Source organism: Tissierella simiarum, from assembly GCF_018917865.1.
Taxonomy (GTDB): domain Bacteria; phylum Bacillota; class Clostridia; order Tissierellales; family Tissierellaceae; genus Tissierella_C; species Tissierella_C simiarum.
This window is the reverse complement of record NZ_JAHLPM010000011.1, coordinates 88919-112444: the sequence shown is the minus strand read 5'-3', so window position 1 is coordinate 112444 and position 23526 is coordinate 88919. Positions and strand designations below refer to the sequence as shown.

Genomic DNA, 23526 nt, shown 5'->3' with positions numbered 1-23526 from the left:
GGAGTATACCATATAATATGAATTGATGCATGATTTTTAGAAACATATATTAAACAAATCTATTTTTGTTAATAAATTATGAAAACTAGGATTTTTCCTAGTTTTCATAATTGTAAATATATTCTTTTGTAGATATTCCATCATTTCTAATATAAATTTCCTAAAGCTATAATTGAATAAATATGAGAAAGAGGATTATTATTTATATCTTCGCCAACAGCATACAGAATTTGTCTAACTCTTTCACTATACTTTTCTTCTTTAATAATCATATATAACTTTAATAAACTTATTAAAGCAAAAGAGTTTCCTGATGGTATAGCTCCATCATAGAAATCCTTTGGCTTTGAAATTAACTGTTCTGATATATTACTGTAAAAATATAACCCTCCTTCTTTTTCATCCCAAAATAGCTTTAGCATATCTTCAGTTAATTTTATTCCAATATTTAAATATACATCTTCCTTTGTAGATTCAAATAATTGAAGAAGTCCATATATAAAGAAAGCATAATCCTCTAAAAAACCAATGTTATAAGATTTTCCATCTATATAAGTAGATAATAAATGTCCTTCTTTATCTATGCAATTGGCTATAATAAAGTCTGCAGCTTTTTTTGCTCTATTAATATATACCCTGTTATCAAAAGTTATTCCACCATAAGCTAAAGCACCTATCATAAGCCCATTCCAAGAAGTCAATATTTTTTCATCTCTATGGGGTTTGACTCGCTTTTCTCTATAGTTAAATAGCATTTGATTAATACTATCTAATTTAGACTTATCTGAACTACTCATGTTTTCTAAATCTTGATTTATTAAATTAGGAATATTCTTACCTTCAAAATTACCTTTTTTACTTATATCATAATATCTACAATATAAGCTTCCTAATTCTTCACCTAATAAATCTATAATCTCTTTGTAATCAAAAACATAAAATTTTCCTTCTTCCCCCTCTGAATCTGCATCTAAGGCTGAATAAAATCCGCCCTCTCCTGATGTCATATCTCGTAGTACAAACTCAAATATTTTTTCTCCTATCTCTTTATATAAGAAGTTTTTAGTTGTCTCATATGCTTTAGCATAAGTTATAGATAATAGAGCATTATCATATAACATTTTTTCAAAGTGAGGTACTAGCCACTTCTCATCTACAGAATACCTACAAAATCCATATCCTACATGATCAAATATGCCACCTTTATACATTTTATCTAAGGTAATTGTTGCTATTTCAATAGATTCTTTATCGTCTTTTCTATGTCCATATTCTAACAAAAACCAAACGTACTGAGGCATAGGAAATTTAGGATATCTTCCGAATCCTCCATTACGTCTATCAAATATCCTTTTTAAGCCTTCTTTAGTTTTATCATATATATCTTCCTCAATATCTCCTTCAGCATAATCCATATATCTATCTTTAACTTCTTCTACTATATAATTACTCTCCTCTTTTATCTTTTCTTTATCTTTATTCCAAAGTCTATGAGTTTTCTCTAACAAGTCTATTAGTCCCGTTAGCCTATCTCTGCTTTTTTTAGGAAAATATGTTCCTATAAAAAACGGATTACCTTCAGCTGTAATTAATACATTTAAAGGCCAACCTCCACTACCAGTCATAGCCTCTGCAAAAGTCATATAGACTTTATCTATATCTGGTCTTTCTTCTCTATCCACTTTGATAGGTACAAAGTATTCATTTAAAACCTTTGCAACCTCTTCATCTTGAAAAGACTCTCTATTCATTACATGACACCAATGGCATGTGCTATATCCTATACTTAAGAATATTGGCTTATCTTCTGTTTTTGCTTTAGTAAAAGCTTCATCACCCCAAGGATACCAATCCACAGGATTATGGGCATGTTGTAGAAGATAAGGAGATTTCTCATTTATCAATCTATTGGGTACTCTATTTGAGTTAGTCATACTATCACTTCCTTTCATAAGTTATTTTAGGTTATTATACCCTAAATAAAAAAGATTACTATAATTAATTTAATAGTAATCTTAGATGAATTCTTTTGATTTTTTTAATAGAGGTAATCTATTTATCCCTTGCTTTATTCTTGATTAGTTCAATTAGCGTTTTATAATTCTTAGTTTGAATCTTATCTTTATGAAATACAATATGATTTACACTGATTAATTCAAAATCATTTACTTTTACTTCAAAAAGCTCTTCACTGCTAAGTTCCTTTTCTACTAATATTTTGGGCAACACACTTATTCCTAAGTTTTGCTTTACCGCATAGATTAAAGCTTGTGAATTTACACTTGTCCACTCTGGATTTACAGTTATATTATGTAATAATAATGCACTGTCAAAAATATCACGAATGGCACTGCCTTCTTCTCTCAACAATAATCTTTCCTTTATTAACGTATTAACATCTATCGATTTTTCTGACACAAATTTATGTTCAGGCGAACAGAATACTGCCAATCTATAGTTTGAAAATGGGATTTTTATTAACTCTTCCTTATAAATAACTCCTTCAATCAACCCTAAATCAATTTCATTGTTAAGTAGCATATTTTCAATATTTCTGGCATTGTCAATTATAACCTTGATGGGAGTATTCTTGCAAACCGTTTCAAATTTTGCTATTGCTTTAGGTAAAATAAAATTTGCAATGGTTATGCTTGATCCAATTTTGATAGTTGCATTGTCTTCTAATTCTTTGGCGTTTTGTTCCAAGTCATCATATAAATCTAAAAGCTTTATTGCTTTTCTTAGAAATAGTTTGCCTGTTTCATTTAAATAAAGCCTTCTTGAAATTCTATCAAATAAACAAATGCCTAAATAGCATTCTAGTTCATTGATTGCATGAGAAACTGCTGGCTGTGTCATAAACAGCTTTTCAGATGCCTTTGTAATACTCTCTTCTTCGCATACAGTTTTAAAAATACGCAAATGCCTCAAATTCACATGAATCTCTCCCTTACATTACTAATTAGTTATGTTTATTATAACATTATACTATTTTACTTATGATATTTCTATAGGATATAATATAGAAGGTTTATAATTTGTATGTAGAGGAGAATTTTATCATTATGAAATCTAATAAATTAAAACTTTATTTTTCGCTGTTTAGAATAATGTTTTCTATAAGCGCATTTACTTTTGGAGGTGGATACATTGTTATACCTATGATGCAGAAATACTTCGTAAATAATCTAAAGTTGATTAGTGAACAGGAGCTACTGGATATGGCAGCGATTTCGCAGTCAACACCTGGTGCGATTGCAGTTAATATTTCTGTATTAGTAGGTTATCGTATTGCTGGACTTATAGGTGCAATCATTTGTTGTATCGGAACAGTTCTTCCTCCTTTGCTTATTTTATCTGTTATATCTTCTTGCTATAGTGTATTTCGAGATAATAGAGTTATTTCTTCAATACTAAAAGGGATGGAGGCAGGTGTCGCCGCTACTATCGTGGATTTAGTAATTGATATGAGCAAAGGAATTTTAGATGAAAAAAATTGGTTGTTAACATTAATAGTTCCTGCTTCATTCTTCGCTAGTTTCTTTTTAAATATTAATGTTGTTTTAATTATTATTTTCTGCTCATTCCTATGCTTTGTACAAACTTATTTGAAAAGCAGGAAAGGAGGGACAAGATATGACTAAAAATATCATTATTTTGTTAGTAAGTTTTTTACAGATTGGTTTATTTAGTATCGGTGGCGGTTATGCTACAATACCGTTAATACAGGAACAAGTAGTTGATTTCCATCATTGGCTTACTTTGCAAGAATTCACTGATATTATTACAATCTCTCAAATGACCCCTGGTCCATTAGCAGTTAACACCTCAACTTTTGTTGGGATACGAATTGCAGGTATATTCGGAGCTATAGCGGCCACATTAGGATGTATTCTATCTGGCTTTATTCTTTCCATCCTTTTATACAGATTTTTCAGAAAGTATAAAGATATAGATAGCATTTCCGATATATTGAAAGGACTACATTCTATTTCTGTTGGACTTATTGCGGCTTCTGCATCTACTATCGTTTTGATTGCCTTTTTTGGCTCCCCATTACTCAATGTTAAAGCTGTTAACTTTAATATTACTGCTATCATTGTATTTATTATTTCTCTATTTTCACTAAGAAATTATAAAATGAATCCAATATTGATTATTATTCTAACAGGTATTATAGGTTTATTTTTTTATCAATAATGTTTGGGGAATACTAATTTGCATAAACACTTTCTGTATTATGCATGATATGTATATTTATAATCTTCATAAACTGTTGTGCCTTATACCTCTGAAGGAAGTACTCATGGATTTTATCTGCTGCCACAGTGTACGTATCTAATTCTCCCTATCAAGGGATTATCTTCTGTTTTTGCTTTAGTAAAAGCTTCACCACCCCAAGGATACCAACTAATAGAATTATGGGCATGTTGTAGAAGATAAGGAGATTTCTCATTTATCAATCTATTAGGTACAACATTTGTATTTGGCATATTATCACGCTCCTTTCATATGTTTTTTCTTATTATACCCTGAATAGCTATAGTATCTTTTGTTTATAAGCAATGTCTATTTTAATTTCATTATCAGATGTTCTTATGTATATAATAAAAGAAATCCTCTTGGATTAATATTTATTTTGATATTAATCCAAGAAGCTTTCTTTACTTTACACAAAATTTTAACAATTTAAAAGTATTATTCTAATATTAATTTATACAGACTATTACTCAAAGACAAAAGTTATCAACATAATTCTGATAGATTGTCATCTCCTAAACCTTCGCAAAATTCTCATTATCGAAGGATGAATGTCAAAATAAAATCTATTACCAAAATTTATATGCTTCCCAGAAAATGACGTTGATTGTCATGATAAAACCTGCGACACCAGTCACAATCAGTTTTATCTTCTCCTTTCTTGTACAGTCGAGTTTTTTCCACTTTGCAGCCAAGATGACAGCGTAGACCATAGGAACTATGGCAAGCACCCCATTCAGTATGACACTCCATAGAACGTCCTCACGCAATGCCAACCCAGAAAACAACTTTATCGACACGTAAACAAACATCATTGCTGTAATAATGACAGAGGAATTTACAATGGCACGGTATATCTCTATTATCCCAAGAGACTTTTTGCGTTTTAGGAAACCAATGAAACTGATAATTAGTGCACAAAATCCGTAAAATGCTGCCAATGCGAATAACACCAACAGTGTATATTTTGCTATTACTCCATAACCGTTCACTTCCACATAGTCCGAAGCCGGTAACTGCAAGACTGTATGTCCATCTTCATCAGTTGACGGATAAATTATAAACTGCTTCAGCTTCAGCCCACCTTTATCCAGCAGATATGAGTCTGTGCCCATAGATGTGACGATGTCATTAGTTTGGGAACATAATATTCGCCCTCACCCTTCCGAAACAAATCGCATGAAGGAAACCAAGCTGTAGGGCTTTGCAAAACCTTTGAAGCAGGTTCTCGATGACATGTACATGCCCGAAATATCTTCTGCAGACATTGTAGCCGTACCGCCCTCATATTTCCCAAAAACCTTCGGCAAAAGACCACAGTTGTAAACCACCTCTCCACTCTGATTGGTAAGAATTATGATACCTGTTCCAGATTCCGGATCAGATGCAAACCATGAGAAACTTCCAATTGTCCCCCCGTTGTGCCATAAGACAGAAACACCGAGTTCATGTGTCCAAAACCCATGACAGTTCCTAGCAGTTATTCCATCGGCAAAAATAGGGAAGGCGAAATCATTTCGTCTAAAGTTTCTCTTTTTTCAAACAATAGTGATTTTTCTTCTTCGGCAGTAAGGAATGCTTGCCCAAATTTTATAAAATCATTGATGGTACCTGTTGCTATTCCCGCAGGATATAACGAAAGATAATACAGACAGGTTCCAAGTGATTCATTCTTAGTGGTATAGCATTTTTCTTTCCCACGCTTTTCGGCAACCCATTCATTATCCGAAAGTGTAGCATTTAAAGCCGTATGCTCCATGCCCAGTGGCTCAAAAATGTGTTCATGCACATAATCATTAAAAGATTGCCCACTGACGCATTCAACGATATATCCTGCCAGTGCAGTGCCCTAATTGGAATACGCAACCACCGTGCCCGGCTTATGAATCTAATCTGGTTCAATCAGCTGTAATGCTTCCCCAAGTTCCTTTACATCTTTCTTGTCCCCAATAAACAGATCTATAACCGTTTCCTGCCAGCCGGCATTGTAGTTCATAAGATTAAGCATCGTTATTGGAGTATCAAACTTAAGTTTTTTGAAAAATCCCTTTGATAGATATGCGCGGATATCCTCGTTGAGTTCTATCTTATCCTTCTCCACAAGCTGCATTACACTTGCCCACACTAGCAATTTAGTGCAGGAACCCCATTCGAAAACCGTGTCCTTGTCATTAGCAATTGTATTTTCTATATCTGAATATCCATATGCCTTTTCCATTAACACATCATTACCCGTAAATACTGCTAAAGATACTGCAGCTGTAGTACCCTTATAATCTTCAACATAGGTATCAATGACCGATTCCATATTAGAATAAGTGATACCTGACGGCAGCACACCTTTATCGTCTGCTGCAAATGTGGTCAATGATATTGATATGCATAAAACAAGTATAAGAGCAATGCTAATCAGTTTTTTCATAGATAGTCCATCCCTTCCCTTTGATACAACTGAAAAAATATAAATAATCACCAAAAGATACAACTATACTCTAATTTCAGTTATAAGTCTACTACCTTAGTTTATTTTACAATATAATACATATAAAACCAAGTTGACTTTTGGGGTTCTTGAAAATAGGAGCTTATATTATCTATAGTCTTATACTATAAATTTATAATTTTAAAATAAAAAATTGAAGATTATGTTAAATTATCTGATAATGTAATGGTAAAGATAAATAATTTAATTAGAGGTGATTAAATGTCAATTAACTATATATGTCATGAATGTGGTAAAAAGCATGATCCTAAATCACTAGTATTCCGCTGTGAATGTGGAGGTTTATTGGATCTTGAAAAGTTTAACTTTCAATTTTCAAATAAAAATATATTAAGGGAAGAATGGAGCTTATTTAGATATATAAAAGCACTACCTTTTGATGATAATTTTAGTTCATGGAAAGATATTTCAATGGGAGAAGGTTTAAGTCCTATCATTTCTTTGGAACAGAAAAATCCAAATTTATTAGTTAAAGTAGACTATTTAATGCCAACTTTATCCTTTAAGGATAGAGGTGCTGTAGTTTTAGTTTCGAAAGCAAAAGAACTAGGAGTGAAAAAAGTTATTCAAGACAGTAGTGGTAATGCAGGCACTTCTATAGCTGCATATGCAAATAGAGCAGGTATTAAATGTGATATTTATGTACCTGAAAATACATCTTCAAAAAAAGTCAAACAAATATCATCACATGGCGCAAAAGTTCATCTAATTAAAGGAACACGTGAAGATACTGCTAAAGCTGCTTTAACTGCAGTGGAGCATGGTGAAGGTTTTTATGCAAGTCATGTTTATAATCCATTTTTTTATCAAGGCACTAAAACCTATGCCTATGAAATCTATGAGCAATTAAATGGCAAAATACCAGATACTTTAGTAATACCAGTAGGTAATGGAACTTTGCTTCTAGGCTCATACTATGGATTTAAAGAACTACTAGAATTACATCTTATTCCCAAAATACCTAGAATTATAGCTGTTCAATCTGAAGGTTGTGCCCCAATATATAAAGCTTTTAATGCAGATGAAACCACTGTAAAAAAAGTTATTAATACTGGAACTTTAGCGGATGGTATAGCCATTACGGAGCCAAAGAGAGGGAAACAAATATTGAAGGCTATTCGAGATACACATGGAGAAATTATTATTGCACCAGAAAATAAGATTCTTAAGACAAGAAAATACTTAGCTGAAAAAGGATTTTATGTAGAGCCTACTACAGCTGCTACCTTTGCTGGATTTCTTGATTATTACAAAAAATACGGTCATAGAATAAATGGCAAAGTAATCTTACCCTTATGCGGAGCTGGATTAAAGGCTGATTAACTTTCAAGCTACAACTAAAAGCCTTTTTACTTAAAATTATTGATAGAGTTTTTCTTCTAGTTTTTTATATATTTTATTGAATATTTCTTTTCCTTTAGTAAAATTTATTTCACTATTAATACTTTTTATTTCTTTTATAATATATAATCTAAATAACAATATATCTACGAAAGGTGGGATATCCTAGTGGTAAATAAGAAAATTAGAGATTATGGTATTACTATCGGAAACATGCCCATAGGAAAAAACAATTCTTTAACTGACGTACCAGGGGTAAAAGTAGGTCATGTTACTCTTGATAAAGATAGTATAAAAACTGGTGTTACTGCAATATTACCTTATGATAAAAACTTATTTAGAGAAAAACTTATATGCGCCTGTCATGTAATCAATGGATTTGGAAAGAGTACAGGCTTAGTACAAATCGAAGAACTAGGAACTATAGAAACTCCAATTATTCTTACTAATACATTAAGTGTTGGAACAGCTTATGAAGCCTTAGTAAAATATATGCTAAACACAAATGAAGATATAGGTAAAACAACAGGAACTGTAAATCCTATTATCTGTGAATGTAATGACGGTTACTTAAATGATATTAGAGGATTACACATTAAAGATAAGCATATTTTTGAAGCTATAAAAAATGCAGATTGTACCTTTGAAGAAGGTAATGTAGGTGCAGGAACTGGTATGGTATGTTATGGCTTAAAAGGTGGAATAGGATCTTCCTCTAGAGTAATAAATTTAGATAATAAAAATTACAATTTAGGAGTTCTTGTGCTATCTAATTTTGGTTTATTGGATGATTTTATATTACATAATCAGCATATTGGTCCTAAGATAAAAGATATAATAAAATCCACAAAAGAAACTGAAGAGAAAGGCTCTATAATAACAATAGTTGCAACTGATATTCCTTTATCATATAGACAGTTAAAAAGAGTTATTAAAAGAGCGTATTCTGGAATATCTAAAACAGGTAGTTTTACAGGTAACGGAAGTGGAGAAATTGTTATAGGTTTTTCAACAGCTAATATTATTAGACATTATGAAGAAAAAGATATTTTAGATATTAAAGTTATAAATGAAAATAAAATTGACCAAATATTTAAAGCTGTGTCAGAAGCAACTGAGGAATCAATTTTAAACTCTTTAATATGTTCAAATACAACAATTGGAAGAGATGGACATAAGATTTATTCTCTAAAAGATTTCATTAATCGTATTCTACCTTATTAAAATAAAGGTAGAATACGATTATTTTACTCTTAAACTTCTTAAATATCTACCTTCTCCCTTTACATGCTCCGGTAACTGAACAAATCCTTTTCTAGCTAAATATTCATTAGTCAAACCAAAGATTTGATGCCATAGTTCGTTACCTATTTCTTTTATACTAACCTTATGTCTTATAGACGTTAGACCTGTAGCTTTATTTTCAACTTCTTCAAAAGTAGATTTAACTATTCCAAATATGTGATTGAGAATAATATTGGATATTTCATTAATTACTTTATCATCTTCCTTCTTAAATACAGGAATATTACAAGATATGATATGACTTTCTTTGTTTATAGTTAAGTAATTAAGTTCCTTTAAAAAGTCTACTATATCTTGTTCTTCTCTAGATAAATCATTATAACTTATTTCCTTAGAAAAACATTTCAACATCATTTCTCCACATTTTTCTATAATTAAATCATTTATATCATCCACTAATTTAATATAAGATAAATTTAAATTTTGAAATGGAGTTACTGTTTCAAGGGATTTCTGAGTTTTTCTAAAAAACCTGTATACATCTTTTCTTATTCCGTCAGAGTCACCAAAACTATTAAATGTAAAGTTTTTACTACTATAATTATTGCTGCTACATAATAACCTATTGCTATGAACTTCAACTTCTTCACAATCTTCATAACCAATAATGATATAATCTCTATTTCCTGGCTGTCTTTTAGAAATAGAGATTATATTTCTTTCCGCTAAAAAATCAAAAGCTGTATCATCAAAAACATCATCACAAATTATATGGTACAACAGCCTTTCTTTACTAAAGTAATTATGATTTTCTAGATTAGATATTTTATCATTAAGTAATTGACTCATTTCAATAATTTTCTTTCCTATAATCGCACCTATATCAACTAAATGCTTATTTAATATATCAATATCTCTTTCTAAAAATACTGGAAAATTTATTTTATATCTGTTTTCTTTAATATCTATTGCATTTATTATTTTAAGGCTTAAAATTAAGTCATCAAATTTTTCATTATCAATTTTTAATTTTTCAATTATTTCATTTTTAGTTATTGAAAAGGGTTCATTATATGCTATTAAATATAATATTTCAGGTATAAATTTTTTACTACAAATATATGATGGATTATATTTATCATATGTGCCAATTTCTCCGAAAAAATATAAATTTAACTTTTTATCCAAATTACCGCCTACCTTTTCTCTATAGAAAATAATCTATATTAAAATAGTTCTCAAATACTTACCGTAGGTATAATTCCATAATTATAAATTTAAAATCTCCTTCTTTATTCTTTCTCCAAAATTCCATTACTCTCTTAAAGCCAGCTTTTTCATATAGAGAAATTGCTCTTGTATTAAATTCAGCTACCGTTAATCTAATTTTATCCTCTAAAAGTTCTTTATTAGCGTATTCTAATCCACTTTTAATAAATTCATATCCATTTCCTTTACCACATAAGTCAGGTCTCATGCCTAATCCTATATCTATAAATTCCTTGTTATTATATACACCATATTCATTTCCAGCTGGAACTTGTGCTGATACTCCAAAGCAAAAATAACCTATAAGATTTTCTTTTTTATCTACTACTGCATAATATGAACCATCAAGTAGCTCTTCCATATTCTCTTCATCATTATCCATATTATAAATTTCATAAGGCTTATCATAGGTCCAATTTAATATCTTTTTAGCATATTCTTCTTTCATTGATTCAATATAAATACTCATAAGTTCCTATCCTTTCTAAATATAATACATTACTATCTACTTATTAACCAAAGTCTAATTTTTTCAAGTAAAATATATTTAAGTATTTTATTTACAAGCATTAAATCATATCAATCATATTTAGTACTAATTTTGCGGAAACTTCTGCTGATATCTTTTCAAAGGTGTCATAGTCCATATTAGCATCATTGTCTGCATTATCAGATATGCTTCGTATTACTACAAAAGGTATTTTATTAAGATAAGCAACATGACCTATAGCTGCTCCTTCCATTTCTACACAATGAGGATTATATTCTTCGATAATATTATTTTTTATATTTTTATCAGAAACAAAATACTCTCCACTTACTATCCTACCTACATGATAGTTTTCCTTTTTAGTAATTTCACAAGCTTTTATGGCAACATCTATCAAATATTTATCTCCTTCAAAATATTCCTTAAAAGGAAAACAACTTCTCATTTGATTTTTCCTCACATCATGATAAGTCACGTTATCCGATATTACTAGATCACAGATTTTTACTTCTTTATGTAGTCCACCTGCTATTCCACTATTAATTATATAGTCTACTTTAAATCTATCAATTAATATTTGAGTACAACAGGCAGCATTTACTTTTCCAACTCCACAACAAGTTAAAATTACATTTTTTCCCTCTATTCTCCCTATACAATAATTAAATCCTGCTATATTTTCTTTACTAATTAATTTCATATTGTCTCTCAACAGTTCTATTTCTAAATCCATAGCTCCTATTATTCCAATAGTTTTCACCATATAATAGTCCCCCCTAATGTTTTGATAATTTCTAAATCTGTTCAATATAAAATAAATTTATTAATATGTCATTTTATATTTTCAATAATATATAAGAATTTGTAAAAATTATGCCATATAAATGTTTAATTATACTAATATGTTAATAAGTTAAAGAGATAACTTTATTTAATATAGGAATGATGGAAAGTATATTTTATAGAAAGGTTCATTACTCTATAATATTTAGAACAATGACATTTGCTTAATTTGAACATTTTGCTTATAATTTTTAATAATATCTGACATTTTATAATCAATTCTATAGTTATTACACTCCCTAATGAAAAGCTCCCATAATTTTTTATGATTATGACTTAAACATTCGTAAGAATTGCCATAGGACTTTTTATATCTCTCTTTAATTCCAGGAAATTCTTTATCTAACTCATTATAAAAATATTCTCTTTGTCCTAAACGTAATGTTACTCCAAACCATGGATATATAAACTTTGCTCCACACTCCACTCCTTTTCTTACTATGGAAATAATATTTTCTTCACTATCTGATATAAATGGTAAAATAGGCATCATTAAAACACCTGTATATATTCTATGATCAGATAGCTCTTTTATGGCTAAAAAGCGTTCAGATGATCTAGGTGAATCTGGTTCAATCTTTGATGATAATTCATCATTGGCAGCTGTTATGGTAATACCAATACAAACTGGTGAATGTATATTTATCTTCCTCAGTAAATCAATATCTCGTACTATAAGGTCACTTTTTGTTATAATATTTATACCAAACCCATATTTATTTATTAGTTCAAGAGCTCCTTTTGTAAGCCTATGCTTCCTTTCCATCGGATTATATGGATCACTCATAGCACCTGTTCCAACTATACCGGTTTTCCTTTTAGATTTAAGTTCTCTTTCTATTATTAATAACGCATCTTCTTTGGCCACAATTTCATTAAAATTATTAATTTGATAACATTCACTTCTAGAATCACAATAAATGCAATTGTGACTACAACCTCGATAAATATTCATATTATAATTAATTCCAAACCACCTACTAGGATCTTTCTTAGGAATAATTATGTTTTTAGCAGCAATATATTTCATTGTATATCATCCTTATTTATATATATGATAACAGTATAGCATATCATTTTGATCCATAGTTAATGGAGTCGTCAATTATATTTCTTCATAGCATTCATTAATGTTTCAACTTGTCCCTCTATGATTTTATATTCTATATTTTTCAAAGCTCTTCTTAATACTATAATATTTTCTTCCAACGATAAACTAAAATAATTTATGTATATAATTTAAATTAGGTTTTATCTCAAGTTTTAAATAGTAACTTATTCTCTACTTTAGTTCTATTAAAAATACTCTTTGAGTAACCTACTGGTAAATTTACATTCTACTTTAGTTCTATTAAAAGTTGGTCACTTGGAATTACTGGAAGTCTTGAGAATATCTTTACATTCTACTTTAGTTCTATTAAAAGGAATTTAATAGATTTAAAATCGTTTAACCCAAGTGTCTTTACATTCTACTTTAGTTCTATTAAAAGTAATGCAGTTCCACATAACCTGCAATAGTCATAATCCTTTACATTCTACTTTAGTTCTATTAAAAGTAATTATTATGTTTCAAGATATTTATGTAAAATTATCTTTACATTCTACTTTAGTTCTATTAAAAGAGTACTGGGAGAATTCTTTTACTACTATCAGTCTTCTTTACATTCTACTTTAGTTCTATTAAAAGACAATCTTTGAAAGTGAACATTGATGATAGTAGTAACTTTACATTCTACTTTAGTTCTATTAAAAGTAAAATTCTACTAGTTTCTTTTCTCCACTCTGCCTTCTTTACATTCTACTTTAGTTCTATTAAAAGTTTTTTATAATTAATTAATTCTGCTAATGTAGATGGCTTTACATTCTACTTTAGTTCTATTAAAAGGTTCTTTTATTTTTATCATGAAAGGTGGTGATGAAATTTTACATTCTACTTTAGTTCTATTAAAAGATGTTTCTAAGAGTGGGCTTAAGATTGTAGGAGATCTTTTACATTCTACTTTAGTTCTATTAAAAGGGGTCTCACTTGTGGAAGGGTCCCGCAGTTTTGCCATTTTACATTCTACTTTAGTTCTATTAAAAGTATACTATGCGTTCGCTTATTACTACCACTAATCCCTTTTACATTCTACTTTAGTTCTATTAAAAGTATCTTCTGAAGTAAACCAGTAATACCTTCTAAATCTTTTACATTCTACTTTAGTTCTATTAAAAGCTCTAAAGATTCATTCCTGACCTTTTCAGTTGCAGCTTTTACATTCTACTTTAGTTCTATTAAAAGAATCTTTAACAGAGCAGACTAAACAGCTTTTTCAGTCTTTTACATTCTACTTTAGTTCTATTAAAAGTAACTCTCTAAATTTCTTTATCAATTTTTTAGCTATTTTTACATTCTACTTTAGTTCTATTAAAAGCTATGACAGGAGTGTCAGAGGCATCTTCATATTTAATTTTACATTCTACTTTAGTTCTATTAAAAGTTTTAAAACCGAAATAAACACTAAACAAGTAACAGATTTTACATTCTACTTTAGTTCTATTAAAAGCTTGCCATTTTTTCTTTATTCCTTGCGACAATGCATTTTTACATTCTACTTTAGTTCTATTAAAAGTCATATGAAGGTATATCAAAGTAGTTATTATATTGTCTTTTACATTCTACTTTAGTTCTATTAAAAGGCAATAGAATGTTCCTGTTCTTCTATCGTTTTCCTGTTTTACATTCTACTTTAGTTCTATTAAAAGGGATAGGGAACTAACAAAAGAAGAAGCAAGGGAACTGGTTTTACATTCTACTTTAGTTCTATTAAAAGCCATTCTATATAATGACTAGGATTTCCACTTGTTCCTTTTACATTCTACTTTAGTTCTATTAAAAGTCCTGTTGATTTTAAAATAAATCTCTATGGAGAAAGTTTTACATTCTACTTTAGTTCTATTAAAAGTAGCCCATCGGGGACAGCGTTACAACATCTTTACAATTTTACATTCTACTTTAGTTCTATTAAAAGTATCTATTACATTTGAAGTCAATAATATCATTTCTCCTTTTACATTCTACTTTAGTTCTATTAAAAGAAATGAAAATGAAAAAGAAATAATAGAAAGAGCTGTTTTTACATTCTACTTTAGTTCTATTAAAAGTGAAAATAGGCAAGAAATACGACATCAGATATACTTTTTTACATTCTACTTTAGTTCTATTAAAAGTAGAAGGAAAAACACTTAATGAGATAGCTGAAGAACTTTTACATTCTACTTTAGTTCTATTAAAAGTGAATTTCTAGAGGTTAGCCTTGGGGCATATAAAAAGTTTTACATTCTACTTTAGTTCTATTAAAAGATGATGTTGCTAATCTCTATCATAATAATAATCCGATTTTACATTCTACTTTAGTTCTATTAAAAGTTACCTGGAGAGCATGGGGAGGATTTAATTATTGCCATTTTACATTCTACTTTAGTTCTATTAAAAGTAATCCTTTTATATGTTTGTATACATTGCGATAACGTTTTTACATTCTACTTTAGTTCTATTAAAAGTAATAGACCTTAATGCCACTCAAGCGGCTATTAGGGCTTTTACATTCTACTTTAGTTCTATTAAAAGTTAAGGAAAATCCTAGTGACTATACGGTAGAAGAGTTTTTACATTCTACTTTAGTTCTATTAAAAGTTTTTGAGTTACAAGGTTTTGCTTTTCCCATATATGTTTTACATTCTACTTTAGTTCTATTAAAAGAGGTTTATCTATTTCTTTCATTTCAGATATTGAGAATTTTACATTCTACTTTAGTTCTATTAAAAGACCATTTTGAATCGGTATATCCAAACATTGAACTAATTTTACATTCTACTTTAGTTCTATTAAAAGAAAGTGACGAAAGCTTACTAGAACGATACTTTGAAATTTTACATTCTACTTTAGTTCTATTAAAAGAAGAACGTAAAACATGAGAAAAGAGGTGGGAAAATGTTTTACATTCTACTTTAGTTCTATTAAAAGGCTTTTCTTTGAAGGCATTGATTTATCTAGTGTTATCCATGCATTTCTGTCTATCAAGTATTTATATCAATTAAATTAATAAAAACTTTCTATGAGTCTTCTATATTTTATACTCTAAATATGTATTTTATCAGGATTGTCTATCTCCATAGTTTTTTGCACTATTACAGGTCGACAGAAAGATTCTTAAAAAAAATTAGATGTTTTATCATCTACTAATCCTATAAATTCTTTTTCTAACCACCTTTCATTTCTACTTTTAAATATAATTAAAGAGTCTTTATCTTTTCGAATATATCTATTCAATTCTGACTTCAGCTTCATTAAATTCAACTCTGTTAAATTACCTTCAAATACAGATTTTTGAATATGAGTCAAATATTTTTTACATATCTTAAAAATATTCCTGTGTATTTTAGGACCACTTTCATCCATAATTATATCATACATCAATACTATATACATGATTAATATCACCACCAAATTTTAAATCCATTATACTCTTTTTCTCCAATAATATCTTTTATTATCTTATAACATTCCAATCTTATAAGATATCTATAGGACACATCTCTTCCTAATTCTTTGTGAGATATAGTCTGATTAAGTCTCTTATCGTACTCCATTAATATTTTCTTTTTTCCAGTCTCTTTTAAATATAGAAAATTTGATTCTTTTTCAAAGTCATCTTCTGTTATCTGGTTTTTATTTAACATGGAAAATATCATTCTGTCACCAATTAAAGGCTTAAATATTTCTGCTATGTCCAAGCACAAAGAAAATCTCTTTGTTCCAGGTTCATGCAAGTAACTTATTGTGGGATTCAATTGAGTTTTATATATTTCACTTAATACTGTTGTATATACTAAACTGTTAATAAATGAAATCAATGAATTAATCATGTTATCTGGCGGCCTTTTTACTCTTTTTTGAAAATCTATATCTTGCTTTATTATGTCATTCCATGTAGAATAGTATTTCTTTCTTATATTACCTTCTACTCCCATAATTTCATTTATACTATTTCCAAAGTCTAGTTTATTAGCAAGACTCTGTATCTCCATCATCGGTATATTTAAATCTATTCCCCTTCCATTATAATATCTTAAATTTCTATAAATATTATAAGAAGCCGCTCTTAATATTTCTTTTGCAAGTTGTAATCTCCTTTTCTCATTATCGTAGCTTCTGACTTGCTGTACAAGAAGATAGCCACTTATATTTGCCTCTCTAGGATAGTAACTCCCACTATAAAATCCATAGTAATTAAACACATGCATTATTATACCTTTTTGTGATAAAAAATTTAGTAACTTAGTATTCATGCTAATTTCTCCAAAAAGATATATTTCATCAGTTACTTCAGCTTTTAGATTTTTTGCATCTCCTTCTATACTTGTAATAACTACGTTATTATCTTTTCTTCTCAAATTTCCATCCTTTAAAATATAAAAAGTCTCTCCCAATATTTTGCCCCCTATATATAACATAGTTCATAATAAGAACATTTCTTGCAAAATGATTTATTGGTAACTACAGGAGGTAAGTCCATATTGATAATATATTGAATTTGTTCTAAAACCTTCATTAACTCTTCTTCATCAGAAGTAGTTAAAAATATCTCCTCCCGTTTTCTTAGTAAAGGATAATCTAATATACCTTTTTCTATTTCAATTCCTTTATTTCTTAAAACCCAAATATAATATTTAAGTTGCCATTTAGCAGCCTCATCTAATTTTCTGGACTTCTTTACTTCATGTATGATTTTCCAATCTTTTAAAAAATCAACATTAATAGTTTCATCTATTAAGATATTCTTTTTCTCTCTACTATAAGAATTTTCATCTATTAATTTCCCCATTCCTACCAATTGGCTATTGTGTTCCATATTTACATCATTCTTAAAATACCATAATTTTCTTTTACATACAAAATAGTAGTATACCATTACCCCTGTTACATTCTTCATTCTATCACCTATCTTAAGACAATCTTTCTTCAATGCTTATAGTATCTTTCTTACCATTATCTTTAGGTTTATATATTATCCCGATGTTATCATTGTAATCGCATTCAAATATCTCTATAAATTCATACTTATTAATATCTTTCTTTTGTAAAAGATGCTTTTCTGCTCTATATAATGGTATACTTAAAGTAAAGTTATCTAAGTTAATTCTTGCTTCTAATTTTTCTTCTTTTAATTTTTTTCTTTCTATTTGAGTCATTTCTTTATTATATTCTTGCCTTAATATATCTATATATCTTTCTATTTCAACTTCATTATTTTCATAAATAGGTTTGGGTATAACTGTTTTAGATTCTATATTCCTAAATATTTTCTTTATTTCAGAGCTTGATTTTTCATAGGATTCTATCAACTTAACATATTCTATGGCATCCATTAATTTATCATAGTAATCTGTCCCTTTTAGCTTTTCCATAGTATAGACGCCATCTATTAGATTTATCTTTTCATCTTCCGTAATAGGTCCATCTATATTCTTTAAAGCGTCTTTAGAAAGAGCAAATATATATTCATCTATAAATTTTCCAACTCCATTACATTTAGAATTACCACCATCAAATACATAGCAATTATACCCTTCTTTATCCCAATCTCTATCTCTATAACACCTTCCTAATCTTTGAAAAAGACCATTTAAGTCCGAAAGTTCTGTAACAAGAATATCAAGATCTATATCTAAAGATGCTTCTACTACTTGAGTTGTTATCCATATACCCTTACAACGATTTTCCTTATCTCCAAATTTTAATATATATCTTTCCTTTTTCTTTCTATCAGATTTTATAAATCCACTATGAAATAAATTTATATTCTTTGTAACCTCTTCATCTTCTGATAACTCTTCATAAATTCTCTGTGCTTCCTTTACAGTATTACATATAACTAAAACCTTATTATCTCTATATAGCTCTTTTACAAATTCAGAATTTAGTTTTTCATGTTTTACCTTCACACTATGCCTTATTCTCTCATTGGTAAAAGGTTCAGGTTTTAGAAACTTCACATTTTCTTTCTCTAATAGTTCTACAAATATCTGAGGTAAAGTTGCTGTTAGTATGGCAAACTTTCCACCTATTTTATCTATATAGGATAATCCAACAACTAGATATGCTAATAAATCCGGTGCATACATTTGTACCTCATCTATTACTACTTTAGAATATGCTAGGGTAGCAAGCTTTGGCTCGAATCCCCTATACCTATATACAAAATCAAATATTTGATCCATTGTACATACGGTTAAAGGTAAGGATAATTGCTTTGTTTTATTATAATATTCGTCGAAATCTATTTCTTCTTTTTTACTTAAATATTCCCTTTTAATATCTGAGTGTAGAAGTCCTACTTTATTTTCATAATCATCAATGACTATCTTTTCTGTTATTCTTTTATACATTGCATTTATAGCTGTTTTAAGTGGAAGTGTAAAAAATCCTTTGTTATCTCCTATCCATAAAAGCCCTGCCTCTGTTTTTCCCATACCTGTTTGAGCTGTAATTATAAGATTATCATTTCTATGGTCTATCATATACTTCTGAAGTTTATTCCACTCAGCATTAGGATTTTTTCTTTTGAAATTTTCCAATAGATTTTCTTCTAAATTTTTTAGTAAGAAATTATTTTCTTTTTCAACATCAATACCTCCGCTAGCTGCATAGTCTATTCTATTAAGTAATCCTTTTATCATTATATACTTAAAGAAAAGATTACCTCCCTCACCCTCATCATTTTCTCCATGTTCTTCATAAATTCTATTCATAGAGAAATATTTTGCACTTAGTTTTTTTACAACTATATTATTTATTCTTTTATATTTAAACTCATCAATTTCTAGTTTCATTAACTCTATTTCTCTTTTTAGCATTTCCTTGTCAAAATTAAAATCTCTATCGTGATGATATGCTATTGCTTGAGCAAGCAACCTTATACGTTGTTTAGAATATCCTTTTTCTTCTAATTCTTTTGCATTTAAAAATGCTAAACTTAACATACCGTGAGGTATTTCGTCTTCATGTATTTTTATTTTTTCTATTTTATCTTGAAACTTTCTATTCATTTTTCCTAAGTCATGGTATAAACATGATAGGTATAATATATCCCAATCTACATTGAGATTAGGATATATTTTCTTCAATTTATTATAATTATCTATTAAGTTATCAGTATGTTCTACAATAGTTTCTCTAGGATTAGATTTAGCTAAATAACTATTCAACTTTTCTCACACTCCTGCTTTAAGCATTTAATATAATATTATTATCTACATCTTTTAGTATAGTCTCGCCTCCAATAGCCGTAATCCTTGAGCTATACAATACATCCACCTTATTCCATTGTCTAAATATTTTAGGGGATTTTACTGTTCCATAATTTACAAGTTCATAATCTTTTGTAACTCTATATCTTGTTCCTCTACTTTTTATTCCAGGTTCTGCTCCATCTACTACAATTGATTCATTTTTTATGATATTTAGTGGAATATATGCTGTAAAATCTTCTCTTAATTCAATATCTTCTTCTAACTCCTCTTCAAAAATATCTACTACTTTAACTTCTTCAATAATTACAATATCCTCTCTTCTACCTAATGAAGGATACTCTCTAGGATAAAGAAAAGCTTTTTCTATTTCTCCTACTAAACTTTGATCTTGTGGAATAATATGGATTAATAGTTCTACATCAACTAATAGTTCTACTGTAGAAATACCTCTACTTATACCAAATTCTCCTACCTGTAATTGATGCCTTGCTGGGTCAAACTTCATACCATTTTTAAATTCATATCTAGTATATAAATCATTTACTTTAGAATGGTATTTCCCCTGAACACTAACTTCCATTTCCTTATATTCCTTATAATCACAAAGGCTATGAACCATGCCTATTACTGTGGAATATGGTGGTAGTGGATAGGACTCTTTAAGTTGAAAACTAGTTGGTTTCTTATAATTAACCATATTCTGATATAATCTTAGCCTAACTGCCTTTTTATTTTCCTTCATAATAATCTTTCACCTTGCTTTTTAACCCATTAAAAAATTCAGGCATAGTTAATGCATTTAACTTTTCTTTTATTTCATTATCATTACTAAATTTACCTTCAATTAATCCACAGCTTGTATCTTCTTTTATAGAATCAAACATAACTCCTTCAATTTGTTTAACTACTAATCTATTGTCTTTTACATCTAGGACATTTTCAAATATAGGATTCTTTATATTATAAACTCCACCTATAGCAAACAAAGGTTTAAAATCTTCTCTTCTACCTCTAATATCCCTATATAAGAAGGCGATAGTATCTAACAATTTATTAACCCTTCTTATTTTTTCTTCATCGTCAAGTTCAATAGAATATACTTCATCTACTCCTATTTGATCTAAATCCATAACTATTGTATATCTATAATATGATCTATGAATTTCAGATTGGGCTATATTCATATTTTCATCTATTCTATCTGCTAAACCTTTATTTGTTAAAAAGTCTAAATCTCCTTTAAATGTCTCTAAAGATATAGCATTGGACAGTCTTACTTTTGCAGTTCTCTTCTTTCCACCCGTATTTTTGGCAGTTTTTAGATATCCAAAGAAATCTATTTCTGGATAATCTCTTATGGTAGCTTCTTCTGAAAATTGAATAACCTTTTTCTCCCCACTACCTTCTGCTTTTACTGTTGCTAATTCTTCTCCTAACTGCTCAGATATATTGTATCTAATTGCTTGTCTTGAAATATAGGTATATTGTTCTCCTTTATCTCTAGTTAGTTTCTTCAAAGATGCTACATTACCTACTCCTTCTCCATAGTTTGCACTTTCTGCTTCAAATATCATCGACATAGCTAATCCTTTTGGTTTTAAATTATTTTTCATTTACTTTTCCCCCATTCTTATCATCTATTTTCCCTTCTATAAGTCCAGCTACAAATGCATATCCAATAGTTTTAAAGTCTTCCTCGCTTCTTAAAACATCTAAAAATACTTCAGGAACTGGTAACTTTGCATATAGATAACAATTCAACATAGTATCCATAAAACTATCTGTATTATTAGTCTTTAATGCATTTAACAATCTATATGATATACCACTTAACTTGTCTACTGCACCTTTCTCTTTATACTTTTCTCTTAAATAATATCCAGAGGCATTTCCTCTTTTAACTATATCTTTGTCTACATCTTTCATGTAACCTATCCCCCTTAAAAATTTTGTATTAATCTTTAATATTACAATTATATGAAATGTATTGTAATGAGAATCCTTCGGTTGTGATAATTTATAATGGAGCATCTTTTGAACCAGTGTAAACATATTTTGACTATTCAACAATCTATCTATAACTAATTCATAAACATTGAAATAAGTATTAATCTCTTTAAATCCACAATTAATCAATTTATTTAAATCGTCCTTAGAATCTTTAATAACTTGTAAGGATTTTCTAGACAATATATTAAATCTATATTTCTCATCCTCATATCTAATAAGCTGAATATCCGCTAATTCATATTTTATTTTATCGTTATATTCCTCATTTATTGATTCTACCAATGCTTTATAGGTTAACTTCTTATCTTCACTATTTTGTTTAAAAATTTCCATATATATTTTGTTATTTATATCTATAGCATTTTTCATACTTGAATTATCGTTTATATATATTCCTTTATTATAAAGATAAGAAATTCCCGCTGGCACACATGAATATATTAGTTTACAAATAGGACAAATAGCTATATCGTTTTGAAAATCCCATACATGGGACGATTTTTTGTTTACATCAAATCCTATAGAAGTTAAAAAACTAAGGCTATTATCTAGATTATTCATTTTTCCCTCACAGGAGAAACAATCATATATAAATGTGCTTTTATCTACATCTATATACTCTATTGTAGGTTTTACAAAATGTCCTTTGTAATCGAGGTACATGTCCTTTTCTTTAGTTCGAGGATAGAAAAAGCAACCTTTATTCCATCCATTATTAATAATAGTATACATAACATTCACTGCACCTATATATTTTCTATATTTATCTGATTTCATATATTCAATTATTTGTTTTATTAAATAGAATGTATCTTGTATTTCTGGTATTATATCTTTTATATTCTGTTTCCTTTTTAACTTAACAATCTTTAATTTCTTTTCTAAACTTAAAATATCAATAGATGATTCTATTAATTCATAAGCCGATTTATAACTAGGTGATTTTAAATACCTTTTTATTACATCAGATATATATTTATTTGTAAATTCAAGGCTTTTTTCGTTAAATTCTTCAAAATTATTTTCTTCATGGTATAATATAAATTCTTCAAATGAAATTACTTTATTCAGTGATAATATATCCTTGTATTTATCTATAAAGTAATTAAAATATTTTTTTTCAAATTCTATCAAATGCTCAGGTTCAACCTCTATACAGTTTTCTTTTATTATAACTTCATCTTCTGCATATTTTAAGATATTATAAAATCCAACTAATCCACTATTCTTTAACCAATCCTCCATATATATCCTTATCTTTTCCCCCATT

At 28.7% G+C, this 23526-nt stretch carries 19 protein-coding genes, 1 pseudogene and 1 CRISPR repeat array; of the genes and pseudogenes, 4 read left to right on the top strand and 16 right to left on the bottom strand.

Translation table 11 applies throughout. The features are described from left to right. Window positions 1-146: 146 nt before the first annotated feature. Together KQI42_RS13480 and KQI42_RS13475 are read right to left on the bottom strand one after the other, a co-directional pair. The gene (locus KQI42_RS13480; RefSeq protein ID WP_216520653.1) at window positions 147-1934 is read right to left on the bottom strand and encodes a thioredoxin domain-containing protein; all 1788 of its coding nucleotides are present in this window, start codon (window positions 1932-1934) and stop codon (window positions 147-149) included. Window positions 1935-2052: 118 nt separating this feature from the next. After that, window positions 2053-2937, bottom strand: a complete 885-nt coding sequence (locus KQI42_RS13475; RefSeq protein WP_343231694.1) for a LysR substrate-binding domain-containing protein — start codon at window positions 2935-2937, stop codon at window positions 2053-2055. Window positions 2938-3065: 128 nt separating this feature from the next. Between KQI42_RS13475 and KQI42_RS13470 the strand changes: the two genes are divergently transcribed. Together KQI42_RS13470 and KQI42_RS13465 are read left to right on the top strand one after the other, a co-directional pair. Further along, window positions 3066-3644 (top strand): chromate transporter, encoded by a 579-nt coding sequence (locus KQI42_RS13470; RefSeq protein ID WP_216520652.1) that lies wholly within the window; start codon window positions 3066-3068, stop codon window positions 3642-3644. Beyond that, window positions 3637-4200, top strand: coding sequence for a chromate transporter (locus KQI42_RS13465; RefSeq protein WP_216520648.1), 564 nt, complete (start codon window positions 3637-3639; stop codon window positions 4198-4200). The genes KQI42_RS13470 and KQI42_RS13465 overlap by 8 nt, the downstream gene beginning before the upstream one ends. A 113-nt stretch (window positions 4201-4313) precedes the next feature. Here the strand turns inward: KQI42_RS13465 and KQI42_RS13460 are convergent, their stop codons facing one another. From KQI42_RS13460 to KQI42_RS21010, 3 genes and pseudogenes are all read right to left on the bottom strand, one after another. Continuing rightward, window positions 4314-4493, bottom strand: coding sequence for a DUF255 domain-containing protein (locus tag KQI42_RS13460; RefSeq protein ID WP_216520646.1), 180 nt, complete (start codon window positions 4491-4493; stop codon window positions 4314-4316). Window positions 4494-4829: 336 nt separating this feature from the next. Further along, a complete protein-coding gene (locus tag KQI42_RS13455) occupies window positions 4830-5375 on the bottom strand; it encodes a hypothetical protein (protein ID WP_216520643.1) in 546 nt (181 codons plus the stop codon). A gap of 365 nt (window positions 5376-5740) precedes the next feature. Next, window positions 5741-6568, bottom strand: a pseudogene (locus KQI42_RS21010) (serine hydrolase domain-containing protein). Between the two features lie 396 nt (window positions 6569-6964). Here KQI42_RS21010 and KQI42_RS13440 point away from each other — a divergent pair. Then, window positions 6965-8086 (top strand): threonine synthase, encoded by a 1122-nt coding sequence (locus KQI42_RS13440; RefSeq protein WP_216520639.1) that lies wholly within the window; start codon window positions 6965-6967, stop codon window positions 8084-8086. 186 nt (window positions 8087-8272) lie between these two features. Further along, window positions 8273-9328: a DmpA family aminopeptidase gene (locus KQI42_RS13435; protein WP_343231693.1), complete on the top strand. Its 1056-nt coding sequence runs from the start codon at window positions 8273-8275 to the stop codon at window positions 9326-9328. Window positions 9329-9346: 18 nt separating this feature from the next. Here KQI42_RS13435 and KQI42_RS13430 read toward each other — a convergent pair whose 3' ends face one another. The 11 genes from KQI42_RS13430 to cas8a1 all read right to left on the bottom strand — a co-directional run bounded on the left by KQI42_RS13430 (window position 9347) and on the right by cas8a1 (window position 23525). Next, window positions 9347-10537 carry a hypothetical protein gene (locus KQI42_RS13430; RefSeq protein ID WP_216520637.1) on the bottom strand — a complete coding sequence of 397 codons (1191 nt, stop codon included), beginning with the start codon at window positions 10535-10537 and terminating at the stop codon, window positions 9347-9349. Window positions 10538-10595: 58 nt separating this feature from the next. Beyond that, window positions 10596-11087, bottom strand: coding sequence for a GNAT family N-acetyltransferase (locus KQI42_RS13425; RefSeq protein WP_216520636.1), 492 nt, complete (start codon window positions 11085-11087; stop codon window positions 10596-10598). Between the two features lie 100 nt (window positions 11088-11187). Continuing rightward, the gene (locus KQI42_RS13420; RefSeq protein WP_216520635.1) at window positions 11188-11871 is read right to left on the bottom strand and encodes a 5'-methylthioadenosine/adenosylhomocysteine nucleosidase; all 684 of its coding nucleotides are present in this window, start codon (window positions 11869-11871) and stop codon (window positions 11188-11190) included. Window positions 11872-12096: 225 nt separating this feature from the next. Next, window positions 12097-12981 carry an SPL family radical SAM protein gene (locus KQI42_RS13415; protein ID WP_216520634.1) on the bottom strand — a complete coding sequence of 295 codons (885 nt, stop codon included), beginning with the start codon at window positions 12979-12981 and terminating at the stop codon, window positions 12097-12099. A gap of 243 nt (window positions 12982-13224) precedes the next feature. Then, window positions 13225-15957: direct repeats of the CRISPR family, unit length 30 nt; unit sequence TTTTACATTCTACTTTAGTTCTATTAAAAG. 186 nt (window positions 15958-16143) lie between these two features. Continuing rightward, window positions 16144-16422, bottom strand: coding sequence for a CRISPR-associated endonuclease Cas2 (gene cas2, locus KQI42_RS13410; protein WP_216520630.1), 279 nt, complete (start codon window positions 16420-16422; stop codon window positions 16144-16146). An 8-nt stretch (window positions 16423-16430) separates the two neighbouring features. Further along, entirely contained in the window at window positions 16431-17423 is a 993-nt protein-coding gene (gene cas1b / locus KQI42_RS13405; RefSeq protein ID WP_216520628.1) for a type I-B CRISPR-associated endonuclease Cas1b, read from the bottom strand. Window positions 17424-17434: 11 nt separating this feature from the next. Then, window positions 17435-17926, bottom strand: coding sequence for a CRISPR-associated protein Cas4 (gene cas4, locus KQI42_RS13400; protein WP_216520626.1), 492 nt, complete (start codon window positions 17924-17926; stop codon window positions 17435-17437). 13 nt (window positions 17927-17939) lie between these two features. Next, window positions 17940-20201, bottom strand: a complete 2262-nt coding sequence (gene cas3 / locus KQI42_RS13395) for a CRISPR-associated helicase Cas3' (protein ID WP_216520624.1) — start codon at window positions 20199-20201, stop codon at window positions 17940-17942. 19 nt (window positions 20202-20220) lie between these two features. Then, a complete protein-coding gene (gene cas5b, locus KQI42_RS13390; RefSeq protein WP_216520622.1) occupies window positions 20221-20988 on the bottom strand; it encodes a type I-B CRISPR-associated protein Cas5b in 768 nt (255 codons plus the stop codon). Then, window positions 20975-21859, bottom strand: coding sequence for a type I-B CRISPR-associated protein Cas7/Cst2/DevR (gene cas7i / locus KQI42_RS13385; RefSeq protein ID WP_216520621.1), 885 nt, complete (start codon window positions 21857-21859; stop codon window positions 20975-20977). The genes cas5b and cas7i overlap by 14 nt, the downstream gene beginning before the upstream one ends. After that, a complete protein-coding gene (gene cas8a1 / locus KQI42_RS13380; protein WP_216520619.1) occupies window positions 21849-23525 on the bottom strand; it encodes a type I-B CRISPR-associated protein Cas8b1/Cst1 in 1677 nt (558 codons plus the stop codon). Before cas8a1 ends, cas7i begins: the two co-directional genes overlap by 11 nt. Window position 23526 lies beyond the last annotated feature (1 nt).

Excerpts from the sequence above, each read along its gene's own strand:
- KQI42_RS13480 (WP_216520653.1), bottom strand. The coding sequence starts at position 1,934 with ATGACTAACTCAAATAGAGTACCCAATAGATTGATAAATGAGAAATCT.
- KQI42_RS13470 (WP_216520652.1), top strand. The coding sequence starts at position 3,066 with ATGAAATCTAATAAATTAAAACTTTATTTTTCGCTGTTTAGAATAATG.
- KQI42_RS13465 (WP_216520648.1), top strand. The coding sequence starts at position 3,637 with ATGACTAAAAATATCATTATTTTGTTAGTAAGTTTTTTACAGATTGGT.
- KQI42_RS13460 (WP_216520646.1), bottom strand. The coding sequence starts at position 4,493 with ATGCCAAATACAAATGTTGTACCTAATAGATTGATAAATGAGAAATCT.
- KQI42_RS13455 (WP_216520643.1), bottom strand. The coding sequence starts at position 5,375 with ATGGGCACAGACTCATATCTGCTGGATAAAGGTGGGCTGAAGCTGAAG.
- KQI42_RS13440 (WP_216520639.1), top strand. The coding sequence starts at position 6,965 with ATGTCAATTAACTATATATGTCATGAATGTGGTAAAAAGCATGATCCT.
- KQI42_RS13425 (WP_216520636.1), bottom strand. The coding sequence starts at position 11,087 with ATGAGTATTTATATTGAATCAATGAAAGAAGAATATGCTAAAAAGATA.
- KQI42_RS13420 (WP_216520635.1), bottom strand. The coding sequence starts at position 11,871 with ATGGTGAAAACTATTGGAATAATAGGAGCTATGGATTTAGAAATAGAA.
- KQI42_RS13415 (WP_216520634.1), bottom strand. The coding sequence starts at position 12,981 with ATGAAATATATTGCTGCTAAAAACATAATTATTCCTAAGAAAGATCCT.
- cas2 (WP_216520630.1), bottom strand. The coding sequence starts at position 16,422 with ATGTATATAGTATTGATGTATGATATAATTATGGATGAAAGTGGTCCT.
- cas4 (WP_216520626.1), bottom strand. The coding sequence starts at position 17,926 with ATGAAGAATGTAACAGGGGTAATGGTATACTACTATTTTGTATGTAAA.
- cas5b (WP_216520622.1), bottom strand. The coding sequence starts at position 20,988 with ATGAAGGAAAATAAAAAGGCAGTTAGGCTAAGATTATATCAGAATATG.
- cas7i (WP_216520621.1), bottom strand. The coding sequence starts at position 21,859 with ATGAAAAATAATTTAAAACCAAAAGGATTAGCTATGTCGATGATATTT.
- cas8a1 (WP_216520619.1), bottom strand. The coding sequence starts at position 23,525 with ATGGGGGAAAAGATAAGGATATATATGGAGGATTGGTTAAAGAATAGT.